A 16,112-nucleotide genomic window follows, 5' to 3' on the forward strand; every position below is an offset into this window, starting at 1 on the left:
TTTCTCCATCATGAAATGCGTATTCACAAGCGCGGCGCCGGCACTTGATCGAGCAGTTGCCCCAGCACCTGATCCACCGACAGCCCTTCGATGTCCAGCTCCGGCGCCAGCCGCACGCGGTGGCGCAGCACCGCCAGGGCGCAGCCCTTGATGTCGTCCGGCACGACGAACTCGCCGCCACGCAACAACGCCCGGGCCCGGGCACACCGCACCAGGGCAATCGACGCGCGCGGTCCGGCGCCGAGGGTCAGGCCCGGCCAACTGCGGGTGGTACGGGCCAGGCGTACGGCGTAGTCGAGCACCTGGTCGTCCATCGGCAGGTCGCTGGCAATGCGTTGCAGCGCTTGCACGTCCTTGGCCTGCAACACCACGCGCAGCGGTTGCACGTCGAGCATGTCGGCGCGGGTCGAGCGGCTGACCTGGCGCACCATGTCCAGCTCCTGGTCGGCGTCCGGATAGTCCATGCGCACCTTGAGCATGAAGCGGTCGAGCTCGGCTTCGGGCAACGGGTAGGTGCCTTCCTGTTCGATGGGGTTCTGGGTGGCGAGGACCATGAACGGCTGGCTGATGGGCAGGGCGCGGCCTTCGAGGGTGACCTGGCGTTCCTGCATGGCTTCGAGCAGCGCGGCCTGGGTCTTGGCCGGTGCGCGGTTGATCTCGTCGGCCAGCAGCAGGTTGGTGAACACCGGGCCCTTGCGCAGCTTGAACTGCTCGGTCTGCAAGTCGTACACCGCGTGCCCGGTGACGTCGCTGGGCATCAGGTCGGGGGTGAACTGGATGCGCGCGAACTCGCCGTTGAAACAGCGGGCCAAGGCCCGCACCAGCAAGGTCTTGCCCAGCCCGGGAACGCCTTCGAGCAGCACGTGCCCGCCGGCGATCAGCGCGGTGAGCACATCGTCGATCACCGCGCTCTGGCCGACCACCGCTTTGCGCAGCTCGGTGCGGATGGCCTGGGCCAACTGACTGGCGCGCTGGCGCTGTTGGGCGGCGTGGGCCTGGCCGTCGACAGGTTCGTTCTGTTCAGTCGTCAATTCTGGAGTTCTCCTAACGGTTAAATCCTATTTCTATTAGATAAATCATCTAGTTACATGATCTAACCATTTCATGCTTTGCCATGACTGGGCGGTGACATCTGAGCCGCCGACATAACCTAGCCCATTTGGAAGTGCAGGTTTGGAAAGATCAACCCAGCGAAGCGTGCGGGCAAACCCGCCTCCACCGTGCGGGATCTGGGGGTCCTGCTGACCACAATCCCCGCGTCGATCAAGCGGCTCAGTTCCTCCGTGGCAAGCCGATCCTTCAAACCTGTGAACACCTTGAACTCTGCACGCGGCATCGCCCCTTGGGTGAGCAGCGCCAGCACGGCAGCTGCACTGGTATGCCTGATGCCGGCACGGCGAAGCTCAGGATCCGTTGAGAACACATGAACAACCTGCTCGCGCAGCTTGGCTGGGTTTAGCGAGGTCGTCATGTACTCAATCTGGTCGTGGCAGACATCGAGCATGAACTCGATGAAGTTGAAATAGTGACGCTGTGAGAGTTGGCCGCGCCCGTCATAGTCTCCTTCACGAGGACGATCAGCCAAAGCCAGGAAGCGATAGTACTCATCTTGCCTGCGAGCCAGGCCGCGGGACAGTGACCAGAGGAAAGGTTTTAGCCCGAGGTGAACCAGTTGCAGGTGGGTGAGCATCCGAATCACTCGACCATTGCCATCGAGGAAGGGGTGCACAAGCGCCACTCGGTGATGGCCTGCCAGGGCCGCGATCAGTTGGCGTCGCGGATCCTTTATTCGTCCGTAGTGCAACTGCAGATGCTCAAGCATGGGCAATACAACTGCAGCCGCTGGAGCGATATGCGCGCCGACCTGGACCTGTTCATCCTCTTCGACCCGCAGCCTGCCCGGTTCCATCATGCGCCCATCGCTCAGGGTCAGTTCCTGCGTGGAAGCATCTTTGAACAGTCGACGATGGATGGCCGCGATCAACCTGGGATCGAACATGGCAGAGAAATTATCCGCTGGCCGCATGCGAAGCAGCCGCTCCATCACCTCCTGCTGCGTCATGTGTTGTACGGCCAGCTCTTTGAGCTCTTTTCTTTCCCGTTTTGGTGTCGTGCGAGCAATCTGGAGGTCGGCGATCTCGGTTCGATGCCCTTCGATCAGGTTCGAGTAATAGGTATTGGTGATGCGCAACAGGCCCGCCAGTTGCTTCGATGTCTCATCGGCAAGTCGTCCGGCCAGAAATTCTGCCTTGCGGGGCAACTGATCCGCGGACTGAATGATCGAGTCGGGCAGATTTTCTGGCAGTACTGGGTCAAGGTACGTTTTCGAGGTGATCATCGTTTGATTCCGGCGCCCTTAAACGGCTACTTACTCGGTGATTCCTGCGGAAATTTATGCGGAAAACAAAATCGGCTACAGCGCCGGTTATTGCTAGGCTTGGTAACGCCGTACGATAGATGAATTCGAGTGTTCTTGCGGATTTATCTGCGGAAAACTCATAAGGCATTCCTAAGGGTTTGCAAATGGGCGACCTGGCGGCAGAACTCTGCGCGGGACATGCGCTGTTTCGGCCGGGGGCTCAAGGCCTGGCTGATGGCTCGCGTGGGCTGGCGGGTCAGGCGGGCGAGTACCTGCCATTGTTCGGCGACGGCCAGTTGTTCGAAGCCTGGGTGAAGATGACGTGCCCGGCGCAGTACGTCTTGTTGCAAGGCATGCAACAGGTACGCCTGGCCGTTGTGGCGCAGGTGGAAACCGGCGCCGGCCTGCACATGCTCTTCCAACTGACGCCGCGCCTTGGGCGCCGGTTGTTGCAGTGGGCCATGGCGTACCGCCGAGCGCCAGAGCCATAGCGCAACCAGAGCCAGCAGGGCCACCAGTGCCTGGGGGAAATAGCGCAGCAGCAAGGTCAGCAGGTCGTCGTGGTCGGTGTTGAACAGCAGGGTGACGTCCGTGTCGGCGCTCAAATACCAGAGCAGCCAGGCGTTGTCGTATTGGTCGATGGCGTCGTTCTTCCACAGCTCGGCGTCGGTGATCACGGTGATCGAGCCCAGGCCGAGGTTCAACTGCATCATGTGGGTCGACAGTGCGCTGTTGGCCCAGGCCTGGGCCAGGTTATGCGGGTCTTCGAGGTGGAAATCGGTGTCGAAGCCGATATACGCCGGCGCCTCTTCATCTTCCAGGTAGAGCTTGGTCAGTTCCGGGTAACGGTCCTTGATCAGTTCGGGCGCGGGCTCCTTGAGGTCTTCGCTCAGGAGTTGACGCAGGCGCACGCGATCAAGCAGCAGGTCGCCGCTGCTGCCGGTGTTGTTGTCCCACAAGGCTTCGGCCACAAAGACCAGGCGTCCGCCGGCCCGGGTCCAGTTCATCAACTGTTCGACTTCCCGTGGCGTCATGTGGGTTCGCTCGCCCAGCAACAGCAGGCTGTGCTGGCGAGGTTCCAGGCTGGGCAGCACCTCCAGGCTGTTGGCGTGCTCGACGTTGATCCCCCGTTGGCGCAGGAACAGTTCGGCGGCCAGGTAAGGATTGGCCTGGGCTTCAGGGGAGGGGCCGTGCTCGACGACCTCTTCATAGGGTTCGGCCTTGGTGTAGAGGTAGAGGCCGAATGCGCACACCAGCGCGGCCAGCACGGTGCCGATCAGCCACCCTGCGTGCCGGCTCATCGAGAGGCTCCCGGACCGAACAGCTCGCGCCAGCCGTCACACAATTCCTGTTGCAGGTGTGTCGGCGGTGGACGATGCCCATAGGCAATGTTCTGCCAATGCAGGGTCAGGTTTTTGCTGAAGCCCAGCAGGTTGTCCTGCTTGAGTTGTTCGACGCGTTCCAGCACCTGGCCTTCGGTGTCGGCCGGTTTCAAGGGGATCTTGAAGTCATGATGCAACCGACTGAGCAGCGCCCGGTACAGCAGGCCCAGGGCTTCACGGGGTTGCGTGGCCCACAGTTGTTCGACGCTGGTGGCCACATCGGCGGGCAGGCTCTCTTCGCGAATATCCAGGCCGAACATGCGCGCCGGTGCGGCTCGTTCCACCGGCAGGCGCTGCGTCGGTCGGCGATTGGCCAGGGCCTTGAGTCTTTCACGGTAGCGCCAGGCCAGCCAGGCGATCGCTGCCCCCAGGCAGGCCCACAGCACCACCTGGATCAGTGCGGCGGCGATGTCGAAACGTTGGCTGCCGAGCCATTTGAACAGATCCTTGAGCCAGCTCGGTTTGGCCTCGGTCTCGGCCTCGGGGGATTCGGCAGTTTCTTCGCCGAAACGATAACGGATGACGGTCTCGGGGTTCTTGAACGGCGGGGCGTCGAGGATTGCCTTGATACCGTCCCGGGAGGCTTCGCTGGTGAGGGGCTGGTTGAGCAGCCGCGGGCTATCGGGGGCGTCGCTGTCTTCGGCGGCAAACGCCGGGGGCGTCGGCGGCAGCAGCATGAGCGCCAGCAGCATCAACACCGGGGCCACGCCGCTCAGGCGCTGACGCAGGCGTCGGAACACCAGTTCGATGTCCCACGCTTCGAGGATGGTGCGCCGGTTCAGGTAGAGGCTGAAGCCGCAGGCCACATACACCGGCTCCCACAAGATCAGCAGCAGCGGGTAGAGGAAGTTGACCAGGTGTTCGAACCACAACCAGTCGTGCTCGGCCGCTGACACCAGCGTCTCCCAATCCCATTGCAGTTCGACTTGTTGTGGCACGAACAGGTAGAACAGGGCCATCAGGCCGAACCACAAGGCGGTTTCCAGGTGCACGCCGATGATGGTCAACCATTGCGCCGCGCCGCGGTTGCGTTGCATCAAAACCCGCAAGCGCTGCGTCCGCGCCTCACCGCTAAGCCCCTCCAGTTGCACCACCGGCATCAGGAAGCTGCGGCTCAGGCTCAGCCGGCGCCAGGTCAGGCTGGCCAGCAACTGCGGCTTGAGCAGCGCCGGCCACTGGCGCAACGCCTGGCGCAAGGTGGGGGTTTCACCAAACAGAGCCTTGGACAGAATGTACAGCGGCAGCCGGTCGAAGGCCGGCTTCAACCACCAGAACAGCATCACCACCAGCGACGGTGAGTCCCATAGCAGCAGGGTCAGCAACAGATACACTGGCAACGTGATGAGCGCCCAACTGGTCATCAGCAGGCGTCGATGCTGCTGGCTCATCAACACCCCAAGGTCCATGGCTTCCCAGGTGGTGCGTGGGCGGATGACGACGGTGGCGTCACTCAGGCGCATGGCGGACCCGTCCGGCAAGCGACAGATAGCTGATGACCAACAGCCACAACAAGGCGCCCACCGTGTATTTGGTGGCGGGCGTCACGGCGCTGGAAGACCAGTAGGCCTCGATGAACGCGGCAATGAGCAGGAACAGCATCACACCGCCGATCATCAGTACGCTTTTGCCCGCCGCGAGCCGCAAGGCCTCGCCTCGGCTCAGGCGTCCCGGCGCAATCAGAGCCCAGCCCAGTTGCAGGCCTGCGGCCCCGGCCAGGGCGATGGCAGTGAGTTCGAAGGCGCCGTGGCCAATCACGAACGACCAGAATGTTCCCCCGGAGCCGATCTGGGTCAGGTGCCCAGCCACCGCGCCAATGGTCAGGCCATTGAAAAACAGGAAGAACGCGCTCCCCAGGCCAAACATCAAGCCACTGGCAAAGGTCTGAAAGGCAATGCCGATGTTGTGCATGATGTAGTAACCGAACATGACCCAGTCCTCGCTGGCGGCGCGCTCGACCGAACGCCCCAAGTGCCCGGACGCGGGGTCATACATGCTGCGGATCTGGCTGATTTCGTCGGCGCCGAGCACGCTGTAGACCAGTTCCGGGAACAGATAGACCAGCAGCCCGATACCCACCAGGCTGCCCAGGAACATCAGGCTGGCGGCCAGCACGAATCGCCATTGTTCACGCACCAGTCGGGGAAAACCGGCCAGGATAAACGCCGAGAGACCGGTCGATGGCCGGCTGCGATCCCGGTACAGTTGCTGGTGACCGCGCAGCGCGAGTTGTTGCAGTGTGTCGACCAGTAAGCTGCTGTAGCCCCGGGCCTGGGCCAATGCCAGGTGGTGGCAAAGCCGTCGGTAGGTGGCGGGAAAGTCGCTGCTCTGGGGCACGCTGCGGCTGCGCTCCAGTTGGTCGAGTTGTCGGGCCAGGTGCTCCCATTCCCCTTGGTGACGGCTTTCGAACAGGCTTTGCTTCATGTTGGCCCCAGCAGGCCGCGGGCGACGCCATTGAGTTCGGCCGCGGCGTTTGGCACCTGGACGTTCAGTGGCGCGGCCAGGATGGCAGCCAGTTCGTTGACCCGCGCCTGGGACAGTTCGGCCTGGCGTTCGGCGAAGCCCAGCACGGCGCGTTGTTCATGCAGGCTGAGGGTGAAAGGTGTTCGTATCGGCGCTGCCATTGGCAATGCAGGGCGTTTGACCGGCTGTTCGCGATACACCACCAGCGTGCCGGCCGCGAGATCGCCCAAGCGCTTGAACGCCGGATGCTGCAGGCAACTGATGGCCCCGAAGGTGTAGCCGAAGGGCAGCATGTCGACGAAACGCAGCAGGTTGCGGATCAACGACGCCGACCAGCCGATGGGCCGGCCATCGTCCTGCACCACGCGCAGCCCCATGATCTGCTTGCCGGGAGAGCGCCCTTGGTTGAGCACCTCGAACAGCACCATGTACCACCAACTGACGACAAACAGCAGGATGGACCCAAGGCCGATCCCCAGCTCGCCGAAAAACGCCAGGACCAGAAAGAAAAGCCCCAGGACCAGCCCGCGTATGCCCAGGTCGATGGCGAAGGCGATTGCACGCGGCATCAGCCCCGCCGGGCGCAGCGGCAGGTCGATGCCTTCGGGCGTTTCAACCTGATAGCGCGTGTCCAGGGGCGCGGGCAGCGTCGCGTTCCTTTGCAGTGCTGGTGTCTCGAGCATGGGCAACCTGTGATGGGCCAGACCGAATGTTCAATCTCGGCCCAGATGCTAGCAGTCTTCGTGCGGGCAAACGATACAACTGTGCAGGTCATTTCATGGTTTGCAACAGGATTGAGAAGGCGAACACTGCCCGTATGAGCACCAGGGTTCAAACTGTGGGTGTGGAACCCGTGTTGGAATTCAAAAGTTACAGGACTGCTGGTCTCGGGCGGGCCCGAGCGCCTAGACTTCGCCAGTCTTCAGTTCAGGAACAGCCCGTGACTTCCATCTTCTGGTACGACTACGAAACCACCGGCATCAACCCGCGTTGCGACCGGCCCTTGCAGGTGGCGGGTATCCGTACCGATTTCGAACTCAATGAAATCGACGAACCGGTGAACCTGTATTGCCGGCCCAGCGATGACATCCTGCCGCATCCGGCGGCCTGTGCGATTACCGGTATCACCCCGACATGCCTGGCCGAAAAAGGCTTGAGCGAAGCCGATTTCATGACCCGTGTCCACGGGCACCTGGCCGCGCCCGGAACCTGTGGCGCCGGCTACAACACCCTGCGCTTCGACGATGAAATGACCCGCTACAGCCTCTATCGAAATTTCTTCGACCCGTACGCACGGGAATGGCAGGGCGGCAACAGTCGCTGGGATTTGATCGACCTGGTGCGCGCGGCCTATGCGCTGCGCCCGCAAGGCATTGTCTGGCCGCAAGAGGACGGGCGCGTAACCCTCAAGCTCGAGCGCTTGACCGCCGCCAATGGCATCGACCATGGCCAGGCCCACGATGCGTTGTCGGACGTGCGCGCGACCATTGCCCTGGCCCGGCTGATCCGTCAGCAGCAGCCCCGGCTCTACGACTGGCTATTCCAGTTGCGCAGCAAACAGAAGGTGATGGACCAGATCCGTCTGTTGCAGCCCATGGTGCATATTTCCGGTCGCTTCTCGGCGGCGCGCAACTACATCGGTGTGGTCTTGCCGCTGGCCTGGCACCCGAAAAACCGTAACGCCCTGATCGTCTGCGACCTGCACCTGGACCCTCAGGGCCTGCTGGACCACGATGCCGAAAGCCTGCGCCAGCGTTTGTATACCCGCCGTGAAGAATTGCTCGAAGGTGAGTTGCCGGTGCCGCTCAAGCTTATCCATATCAACAAATGCCCGGTGATCGCGCCATTGTCGGTGCTGCGTGCCGAGGACCAGCAGCGACTGGAGTTGGACATGGAGGGCTATCAGCAACGGGCATCGCGGCTAACTGACGCACAGAAAGTTTGGCAAGATAAACTTCAGGCTATTTATGGTCGCGAGGATTTCACCGCCAGCGAGGATCCCGAGCAACAGTTATACGCGGGCTTCCTGGGGGATCGCGATCGACGTTTATGTGAACAAGTCCGCATGGCGGACCCGGCGCAATTGGCTCGAGAACGCTGGCCTTTCGATGATGAGCGTTTACCAGAACTATTGTTCCGATATCGTGCACGCAACTTTCCAGACACGTTGAATCCTGAAGAGCAGGAGCGTTGGAGACTTTTCTGTCAACAACGGCTGTCATCCCCGGAGTGGGGCGCGCCTAATACCTTGGAAAGTTTTGATGCGGCGATGGGGGAGTGGATGGACCTGTCTACACCAGTGCAGCAAGAAGTACTCAGGGAGTGGCAGGGTTACAGCCAGCAATTGCGCAAACGTTTAAGCCTTGGGCCGCGATGAAGTGAAAAGATGACAGGCAAAAAAAACGCCAGCAATCGCTGGCGTTTTTTTGTTCGCTAAGAACGCTGCGAACCGGTGGGGCTTAGCCCAGCAGGGTTGCCCAGCCTTCAACCACGTCACCGCCCCACTTGGCTTTCCACTCTTTCAGAGTCTTGTGGTTGCCACCTTTGGTTTCGATGACTTCGCCGTTGTGCGGGTTCTTGTATTGCTTAACTTTGCGAGCGCGTTTGGTGCCGGTAGTTTTCACGGCGCCACGTGGTGCTTTGCTCGACTTGGCTTCTGGATCCAGCAGGGCAATGATGTCGCGCAGCGACTTGGAGTATTCGCCCATCAGAGTGCGCAGTTTGCCTTCGAATTCAAGCTCGGTTTGCAGTTTGTCGTCTTGGGACAGGTTTTTCAGGCGAGCTTGCAGTTCTTTGATAGCTTCTTCTGTGGCGCGGTATTCATTGATCAAGGACATGTGGACTACCTTATGTAGGACGCGGGTGACAAGGACACAGTGCGACAATAGTAATCAGACAGTTTCATCAAGTAAACATTTAACCGGTGTTTTATTTAATTAATTAGTGCTACGCCACAAAAACGCCTGTTGCAGTTAAATACCGAGGCAGAGTCTTCACATCTGTTCACACATATAGCTTGCTTTCCCGGGCCTCGCCGGTCGTGGCCCGGGGGCCGTCGTCGAGATTTGGCGTCTCATCGATACTGCAGTTTTGCCGCGCAATGGCTAGAATGGCCGCCTTTGCGAAGTTCTGGAGTTTCCCTAATGCGCACTTTTCGTCTGGTGATTGCTTGCCCGGACCGCGTCGGCATCGTTGCTAAAGTCAGTAACTTTCTGGCGTCCCATAACGGCTGGATCACCGAAGCAAGCCATCACTCGGACAATCAAAGCGGTTGGTTTTTCATGCGTCACGAGATTCGTGCCGACTCGCTGCCCTTCGGTATCGAAGCCTTCCGTGAAGCATTCGCCCCCATTGCCGAAGAGTTCTCGATGGACTGGCGTATCACCGACACCGCGCAGAAAAAGCGCGTGGTGCTGATGGCCAGTCGCGAGTCCCACTGCCTGGCCGACCTGTTGCACCGCTGGCACAGCGATGAGCTCGATTGCGACATCGCCTGTGTGATTTCCAACCATGACGACTTGCGCAGCATGGTGGAATGGCACGGCATCCCTTACTACCACGTGCCGGTCAACCCGCAGGACAAGCAGCCGGCGTTCGCCGAAGTCTCGCGGTTGGTCAAGCAGCACGATGCCGAGGTGGTGGTGCTGGCCCGCTACATGCAGATCCTGCCGCCGGCCTTGTGCCGCGAATACGCCCATAAGGTCATCAACATCCACCACAGTTTCCTGCCGTCGTTCGTCGGGGCCAAGCCGTACCACCAGGCCTCGATGCGTGGTGTGAAGCTGATTGGCGCCACCTGCCACTACGTGACCGAAGAGCTGGATGCCGGCCCGATCATCGAGCAGGACGTGGTGCGCGTCAGCCACAGTGACAGCATCGAAGACATGGTGCGTTTCGGCCGTGACGTAGAGAAGATGGTGTTGGCCCGGGGCCTGCGTTATCACCTGGAAGACCGGGTGCTGGTGCACGGCAACAAGACCGTGGTGTTCTGACCACACTGCAAAGGGCCTGGACGAGCGATCGCCAGGCCTTTTTACTGAAGCACAATGATTCATGAAACCTTCAGGGACAACCTTGCACCATGACCGATCCACTGGATAAAGCCACCTCCCGTGCGCCGGACACCCTGGGCGAAGGCTGCCTGAGCCGCTACGACCCTGATGCACTGGGGCCCGAGGATGGCACTGAGTTCCCCGATGCCGCGCAACTGTGGGAGCAGTTACATCCCCAGGATGAGCCCGGGCAGAAGCGCTGATCGCTCAGGCCTGCTTGAGCTTTATCAGCTTCTTGATCAGGGGGCGCCCGACCATCAGGAAGAACACCGGTCCGCCGGCCACCAGGTAAAAGTAATAGGTCACCGCTCGCCAGATCAGGATCGCTGCCGCCGCCGTGGATTTGCCCACCATGGGAGCCAGCAACGCCGCCGAGGTCACCTCGGCCGCCCCGGCACCGCCGGGCAAGAGGCTGAATTGCCCCGCGCTCAAGGACAGCATCTGGATCAGGAAACTCCAGGCCCACTGCAAGTCCGCGCCCAACCCTTTCAACGCCAGGTACAACACGCTGTAGCGCAGGGCCCAGTGCAGGCACGTCAGGCCAAAGACCTGGAACAGCGTCTGCCGTGGCAATTTCAAGGTATCGGTAAAGGCCGCGAGAAAGTGCAGGATCTTGCGCGCCCAGCGTCGGCGGGTGCTGCCCTTGACCCGCAAATGGCACAGCAGCCGCGCGCCCAGCAGGATCAGTCGGCGATGGAAGCGGGCCACCAGTGCGCAGGCGAACAGTCCGCCAAACATTGAAACCGCACTCAACCCCAGCATCCACTCCATGCGCTGGCTGAGGTTCTGGAACAGCGCATAAAACAGAATGCCCACCAAGGCGCAGAGGAAGAACAGCAAGTCGCTCAACTGATCCATGGCAAACACCGCGCTGCCATGGGCCGGGCGCACGCCGTTGCGTGCCAGCAGGGCCATCAGCGTCAGTGGGCCGCCACTGCCACCGGGCGTCGCGCACATGGCGAACTCGGTGGACATCACCACGCCGATGCTTTTCAGCCTGCCGATGCGCCCACGGTGTTCCCCCAGCAGCAGGCGCAAGCGCACGGAGTTCAAGGCCCAGCACAGCACGATCATGCCGAGCATGGCCAGCAGTAGCGACAAGGGAAAGCGCTGCACCCGCGACCACATTTCCCCACCACCGACCAGCAGCGGCACCAACAGCGCCGTGAGCAGGGCGGCGCCCAGCCAGATCAGCCGTTTCATGCGGCGCTGCGGGCACGCAGCCCCTGGGTTGCCAGCCAGCCGACCTTGGTCATCGGCACGCGACCGTCGTTGAGCAGGCGTTCGAGGGTGCGCAGCCAATAGTCCCGGGAAAAGCTATGGCGCATGTCCACCGGATGCAGGCCCAGGCGAATCACCGGCGCCTGGCGCCAGCGCTGTTCACGCTGGTCGCTGATGACTTTCGACAGGCCACGGCGCCAGGCACTGCGGGCACTCCAGACCAGCCCCGGCGCGTCGATGGCGCTGAAGTCGGGCAGGCGATAGAGGTGTTGGGTGTCACTGGTGTAGCTCAGCGGTAACTGGCGCAAGGCTTGGCGCGTGCCTTCGCTCATCAGCCAGGCCGGGGCGACGAAACCCTCCAGTGGCCAGTGGTAGCGTTCAAAGGTTTCGATACCGGCGCGCAGGCGGGCGAGGGCGGCGACCTCGGATAGGTTGTAGAACTCACCCTCATGGGTATAGACCCGGCGCATGAACCAGTCCTTGGGGTGGCGGGCGACAGGACCGTCGTCGCAATGGTAGTAGCCATGCAACACCAGCTCGTCGCCACGCTCGACCCGGCTATCGAGCAGGCGCCGAAAGCCGGGGTGAGCCTCCAAGGCATTGTTGCGGTGAAAGTCAGGTACCACCAACCAGGTCATCGGCACGTGGTCGAGGGCGTCAACGGCTTCGACGAAGGGCTGGTAGTCGGGCCAGGTTTGCGGTGCCACGTCATGCAGCACCAATAGCACGCTGGGCGAAGAACTCATCGACACGGTCCTCGCCTCAACCATTGGCCAGCAACGGCATTTGTTCGCCGAGCACGGCGTAGTAGTGCCCCAGCAAGCTGTTGACCACGGTATCCCAGGCGTAATGACGCTCCACGTGCCGGCGTGCCAATACCCCCCGGCGCTGACAGCCTTCGGAAAACAGTTGGCGCACGGCATTGGCCATGGCCTGTGGATTGTTGGGCATGCACAGCAGGCCGCAGTCTTCGTTGACGATTTCGGTAAAGGCCCCGGCCGCCACCGCTACCACGGGAATGCCACTGGCCATCGCTTCGAGGATCACCAGGCCGAAGGTTTCCTGGTCTCCGGCGTGCAGCAAGGCATCGGCGCTGGCCATGAGTCGGGCGACTTGCGGCGCCGGGCAGAATTCATCGATCACCGTGACGTTGTCCGGCACCAAGGCTGGCATCGACGAGCCCACCAGGAGCAGGTGGTAGCGCTCGCCCAGGCGTTTCATGCACTTGAGCAGCACCGGCAGGTTTTTTTCCTTGGAGCCGCGACCGGCGAAAATCAGCAGGCGCGCGTCTTCGGCGATGCCCAGCTCGGCGCGCAACTCCGGGTCGCGGGCGGCCGGGTTGAAGGTTTGCAGGTCGACGCCCAACGGTTGCACGTAGACGTTCTTGACCCCCAACCCGGTCAGTTTGTCGGCCATGACCTGGCTCGGCGCCAGGACCCGGTCGAAGTTGCCGTACAACTTGCTGACATAGGCTTCGATGTTGGGGGTGAACCAGTTGCCCATGCGGTTGCTGACCAGCAGTGGCAGGTCGGAGTGATAGAAACCGATGACGGGCACGTCGAGCTGACGACGGGCATCCAGCGCGGCCCACGCCGTGAGGTAGGGATCGCCAACTTCAATCAGATCGGGCTGTAGATCGCGCAGGACATTGCGCCAGGGGGCCAGGCGAAGGGGGAAACGATAGCCCTTGCCGAACGGCAGTGCAGGGGCAGGAACCTTGTAGATCCCATCGTGCTCGCTCAAATGCGCGCCGGGGATCAACAGACTGTGGCGAATACCGGGCCGATCGCCCAGGCGCCGGTGCTTGGCATCCAGATAAGTGCGCACGCCTCCGCTGGCGGGGGCGTAGAACATGGTTATGTCCGCTATATGCACGATGAACGTCCCTCCGGTCAGTGTTCTCCTGTGTTGACCTTTAGTAAGAATAGATGTTCGGTTGGGTTATGGTGACGTAGCGGCTATGTAAATGAATACGTGGCGAGGGAGCTTGCTCCCGCTGGACCGGGCTGGCGCTCCAGCGCGAAGCACTCCCAAGATTCGGGGCCGCTTCGCAGCCCAGCGGGAGCAAGCGCCCTCGCCACATGAGTGCGATCACATGCGATTTTTATTTCCAGCGCCGGGGGCTTAATGCGCCAGGCATGCTTTTATATATGCGTGCAAAATGGCGTCATATCGCAAACACCACGGGTGACTACATGCCTGACTCATCGCAACTCGTTATCGGGGCCGACCTTAGCGGCCAGCCCATCGCCCAGGCCATGCGCCTGGCGAACCGTCATGGTCTGGTGGCAGGCGCCACCGGTACCGGCAAGACCGTCACCTTGCAGCGCCTGGCCGAAATGTTCAGCGATGCCGGCGTGGCGGTGTTCGCGGCGGACATCAAGGGTGACCTGTGCGGCCTGGGCGCTGCCGGCAATCCCCAGGGCAAGATCGCCGAGCGTATCGCCGGCATGCCCTGGCTCAACCACAAGCCCCAGGCTTACCCGGTGACCTTGTGGGATATCCACGGCCAGTCCGGGCATCCATTGCGCACCACCCTGAGCGAGATGGGCCCGTTGTTGATCGGCAGTCTGCTGGAACTGACGGACAGCCAGCAGTCGGCGCTCTACGCCGCGTTCAAGGTGGCCGACCGCGAAGGCCTGTTGTTGCTGGACCTCAAGGACCTGAAGGCGCTGCTCAACCATCTCAAGGACAACCCAGAATTGCTGGGGGACGACGCGGCCTTGATGACCACCGGTTCCAGCCAGGCGTTGTTGCGACGCTTGTCCACCCTGGAACAGCAGGGGGCGGACGCGTTGTTCGGCGAGCCAGCCTTGCAGCTCGAAGACATCCTGCAACCGGCCAGCGATGGCCGTGGCCGCATCCACTTGCTCGACGCCAGCCGCCTGGTCCATGAAGCACCGAAGGTCTACGCGACGTTCCTGTTGTGGCTGCTGGCCGAGCTGTTCGAGCAGTTGCCTGAGCGCGGCGATGCAGACAAACCGCTGCTGGCGCTGTTCTTCGACGAGGCGCACCTGCTCTTTGCCGGGACGCCCAAGGCCTTGCAGGAGCGCCTGGAACAAGTGGTTCGGCTAATCCGTTCCAAGGGCGTGGGGGTGTATTTCGTGACCCAGTCGCCGGGCGATTTGCCGGACGACGTGCTGGCGCAGTTGGGCTTGCGCATCCAGCATGGCCTGCGGGCCTTTACCGCCAAGGAGCAGAAGTCGTTGCGGGCAGTGGCGGACGGTTTTCGGCCCAATCCGCAATTCGATGCCCTGGCGGTACTGACCGAACTTGGCATTGGTGAGGCCTTGGTGGGCACCTTGCAGGAAAAAGGCACGCCGGAAATGGTCCAGCGCGTGCTGGTGGCGCCGCCGCAATCACGCATCGGGCCGCTGAGCGAGGCCGAGCGCGCCGGGTTGATCGCCAGCTCGTCGCTGCAAGGGCGCTATGACAAGCCCATTGATCGCGAGTCGGCCTATGAAGTGCTGATGGGCCGCAAAGGGCTGGAACCGCAGGCCGAAGAGGCACCGGGTAAGCCGACGGCGGAAGAACCGAGCTTCACCGAAAAGGCCGGGGAATTTCTCGGCACCGCGGCCGGTCAGGCGCTTAAATCGGCGATGCGCCAGGCGGCCAATCAGTTGGGGCGGCAATTGGTGCGTGGGTTGATGGGGTCGTTGCTCGGTGGCAGCAAGCGCCGGTAGGCAAGGCCGAGTTGCTTTCACCAGGGAGGCGGGAGTTTGTGTGTATATCCGTTTTTTTGGTAACGGCTGCTGGCGGTTCCGCTCTTACAGCGGCTCACTTTTGAAAAGCGCAAAAGTAAGCAAAACGCTCATGCCCCACCACTTGGTGCCTCGCCTGGGCTCGGCATGCCCTCACTCCGGCATTGCTCCGTGGGCCCGCCGCGAAGGACCATCCATGGTCCAGCGCGGCTACCTCGGCATCCATGCCGAGGTGCCCACTGCGCAATGCCTGCGTTCGGCCAGCGTGGTTTAACGGGGCCGCCCAGATCAAGATCAAAAGCAGAGCAAAAGCAGAGCAAGAGCAGAGCAAGAGCAGAGCAGAGCACTTCCAGCATTTATGTGGCTGAACCACCGCTATCGCGAGCAAGCTCGCACACATGGAGTTGCGGGTGTTCACAGCATCTGCATGCGACACAAAAACCTGTGGGAGCGAGCTTGCTCGCGATGAGGCCAGCCCATTCAACATCTTTCATCGACAGTGACACCGCCTTCGCGAGCAGGCTCGCTCCCACAGGAGGAACGCGTTCACTCCCAACCAGGTCGGCTCTCAGGCCGCCTCGCGGTGGACGTTGATCTCGGCGCCCCATTAACCACGATGGCCGAACGCAGGCATTGTGGAGTGGGCATCCCGGCATGGATGCCGGGATAGCTGCGCTGGGCCATGGATGGCCCTTCGCAGCGGGCCCACGGAGCAATGCCGGAGTGAGGGCACACCGAGCCTAGGCGAGGTGCCAAGTGGTGGGGCAGGAGCGCTTTGGTTACTTTCGCGCTTTTCGAAAGTGACCCGCCGTCAGGGCGGAACCCTAAGCAGCCGTTACCGCAGAAACGGATATACACACAAACTACAACCCCCCCGCCCATAGCGGTCCCACACCCAACCGAGACCGCCAGATCAATCCTTGGGCCGAGCATGCGC

15 protein-coding genes are annotated in these 16,112 nt (G+C 61.8%); 5 read left to right on the forward strand and 10 right to left on the reverse strand.

All coding sequences use genetic code 11. The annotated features are described in order from the left end of the window. Window positions 1–23: 23 nt before the first annotated feature. The 6 genes from BM300_RS27770 to BM300_RS27795 form a co-directional block, all read right to left on the reverse strand. On the reverse strand, window positions 24–1,031 hold the full coding sequence (locus tag BM300_RS27770; RefSeq protein WP_072345504.1) for an AAA family ATPase: 1,008 nt from the start codon (window positions 1,029–1,031) through the stop codon (window positions 24–26). 119 nt (window positions 1,032–1,150) lie between these two features. Beyond that, on the reverse strand, window positions 1,151–2,338 hold the full coding sequence (locus BM300_RS27775; protein ID WP_092145081.1) for a Fic family protein: 1,188 nt from the start codon (window positions 2,336–2,338) through the stop codon (window positions 1,151–1,153). A 158-nt stretch (window positions 2,339–2,496) separates the two neighbouring features. Further along, window positions 2,497–3,660: a DUF4350 domain-containing protein gene (locus BM300_RS27780; protein WP_092464541.1), complete on the reverse strand. Its 1,164-nt coding sequence runs from the start codon at window positions 3,658–3,660 to the stop codon at window positions 2,497–2,499. Then, a complete protein-coding gene (locus BM300_RS27785) occupies window positions 3,657–5,201 on the reverse strand; it encodes a DUF4129 domain-containing protein (RefSeq protein ID WP_092345679.1) in 1,545 nt (514 codons plus the stop codon). Before BM300_RS27785 ends, BM300_RS27780 begins: the two co-directional genes overlap by 4 nt. Next, window positions 5,188–6,162 (reverse strand): stage II sporulation protein M, encoded by a 975-nt coding sequence (locus BM300_RS27790; protein WP_063324592.1) that lies wholly within the window; start codon window positions 6,160–6,162, stop codon window positions 5,188–5,190. The genes BM300_RS27785 and BM300_RS27790 overlap by 14 nt, the downstream gene beginning before the upstream one ends. After that, window positions 6,159–6,884, reverse strand: a complete 726-nt coding sequence (locus BM300_RS27795; protein ID WP_092145087.1) for an RDD family protein — start codon at window positions 6,882–6,884, stop codon at window positions 6,159–6,161. The genes BM300_RS27790 and BM300_RS27795 overlap by 4 nt, the downstream gene beginning before the upstream one ends. Window positions 6,885–7,141: 257 nt before the next feature. Between BM300_RS27795 and sbcB the strand changes: the two genes are divergently transcribed. Beyond that, the gene (gene sbcB, locus BM300_RS27800) at window positions 7,142–8,578 is read left to right on the forward strand and encodes an exodeoxyribonuclease I (protein WP_092145089.1); all 1,437 of its coding nucleotides are present in this window, start codon (window positions 7,142–7,144) and stop codon (window positions 8,576–8,578) included. An 82-nt stretch (window positions 8,579–8,660) separates the two neighbouring features. Here sbcB and mvaT read toward each other — a convergent pair whose 3' ends face one another. Continuing rightward, a complete protein-coding gene (gene mvaT, locus BM300_RS27805; protein ID WP_003205091.1) occupies window positions 8,661–9,038 on the reverse strand; it encodes a histone-like nucleoid-structuring protein MvaT in 378 nt (125 codons plus the stop codon). Window positions 9,039–9,344: 306 nt separating this feature from the next. Between mvaT and purU the strand changes: the two genes are divergently transcribed. After that, window positions 9,345–10,193 (forward strand): formyltetrahydrofolate deformylase, encoded by an 849-nt coding sequence (gene purU / locus BM300_RS27810; protein WP_003205089.1) that lies wholly within the window; start codon window positions 9,345–9,347, stop codon window positions 10,191–10,193. Window positions 10,194–10,282: 89 nt separating this feature from the next. After that, complete coding sequence (locus BM300_RS31135; RefSeq protein ID WP_170862114.1) at window positions 10,283–10,456, forward strand: hypothetical protein; 174 nt, start codon at window positions 10,283–10,285, stop codon at window positions 10,454–10,456. Window positions 10,457–10,460: 4 nt separating this feature from the next. Here BM300_RS31135 and BM300_RS27815 read toward each other — a convergent pair whose 3' ends face one another. Genes BM300_RS27815 through BM300_RS27825 form a run of 3 tightly spaced genes read right to left on the reverse strand, consistent with a single transcriptional unit; the run spans window position 10,461 to window position 13,328 of the window. After that, complete coding sequence (locus BM300_RS27815) at window positions 10,461–11,456, reverse strand: glucosaminyl phosphatidylglycerol flippase (protein WP_092145090.1); 996 nt, start codon at window positions 11,454–11,456, stop codon at window positions 10,461–10,463. Then, entirely contained in the window at window positions 11,453–12,220 is a 768-nt protein-coding gene (locus BM300_RS27820) for an N-acetylglucosaminyl phosphatidylglycerol deacetylase (protein WP_092223465.1), read from the reverse strand. Before BM300_RS27820 ends, BM300_RS27815 begins: the two co-directional genes overlap by 4 nt. A 16-nt stretch (window positions 12,221–12,236) precedes the next feature. After that, complete coding sequence (locus BM300_RS27825) at window positions 12,237–13,328, reverse strand: N-acetylglucosaminyl phosphatidylglycerol synthase (protein ID WP_083569156.1); 1,092 nt, start codon at window positions 13,326–13,328, stop codon at window positions 12,237–12,239. Between the two features lie 341 nt (window positions 13,329–13,669). Between BM300_RS27825 and BM300_RS27830 the strand changes: the two genes are divergently transcribed. Together BM300_RS27830 and BM300_RS31140 are read left to right on the forward strand one after the other, a co-directional pair. Further along, entirely contained in the window at window positions 13,670–15,157 is a 1,488-nt protein-coding gene (locus BM300_RS27830) for a helicase HerA-like domain-containing protein (RefSeq protein WP_092345673.1), read from the forward strand. A gap of 130 nt (window positions 15,158–15,287) precedes the next feature. Continuing rightward, a complete protein-coding gene (locus BM300_RS31140) occupies window positions 15,288–15,449 on the forward strand; it encodes a nucleoid-structuring protein H-NS (protein WP_072349343.1) in 162 nt (53 codons plus the stop codon). Window positions 15,450–16,112: the final 663 nt, after the last annotated feature.

The organism is Pseudomonas sp. NFACC46-3, from assembly GCF_900114515.1.
In the GTDB taxonomy this organism is placed as follows: Bacteria; Pseudomonadota; Gammaproteobacteria; order Pseudomonadales; family Pseudomonadaceae; genus Aquipseudomonas; species Aquipseudomonas fluorescens_Q.